The sequence below is a fragment of the Candidatus Symbiopectobacterium sp. NZEC135 genome (genome assembly GCF_025962695.1).
This window is the reverse complement of sequence record NZ_JAGFPF010001167.1, coordinates 1-668: the sequence shown is the minus strand read 5'-3', so window position 1 is coordinate 668 and position 668 is coordinate 1. Positions and strand designations below refer to the sequence as shown.

1 protein-coding gene is annotated in these 668 nt (G+C 53.7%); it reads left to right on the top strand.

All coding sequences use genetic code 11. The features are described from left to right. Positions 1–294 precede the first annotated feature (294 nt). On the top strand, positions 295–668 hold a 374-nt coding region (locus J5224_RS33120), incomplete at its 3' end, for a DcrB-related protein (protein WP_264629142.1).

The following is a 668-nucleotide window of genomic DNA, read 5'->3' as shown; positions in this document are numbered from 1 at the left end:
CAACTGGGTGGAGATCGCCTTGGTCGATTACACCTTCAAATTGCTGATTAGCCTGTTGTTCTTCCTGCCAATGTACGGTGTGATGCTCAATATGCTGCTCAAGCGTTTGAGTGAATCCCACAGTCATCCCGCATTGCGCGAGCCGCCCTCGGCTGAACAATGGCGCTGATGCCTGACAACCCATCCCCCGCGTGTGGATGGGTTGTCTCAGGAACCGTCCTAAATAGGTTTTGTGACAACAAAACGCTTGAGTTTCCCCAGTGAATAGGGTGCGATATAGCGGTTTACCCGTGCATGCCTGATAAAAGGAAGCTAGTGAAATATCTTGGAATTACGTTGCTTGCCGCACTATTAGCCGCCTGCGACGGTAAGAAAGACGACAATGCGGGCCACGCCGGACACGATGCTCCGGCCGCGCAAACCGCCAGTCAAACCATCTCGCTGCTGTCTGGCAACATCACGTTCACGCTGCCTGCGGATATGCATGATCAAAGTGGAAAAGTGGGTTCGCAAGCCAACAACATGCATGTCTACGCCAACGATAACGGCCAGCGTGCGGTGATTGTCATTCTCGGCGACAGCAGCAACGAAACCCTGCCGGTTTTGACACAGCGCCTTGAAGATCAGCAACGCGCCCGCGATGCCAACTTGCAGGGTGTGACCAACAA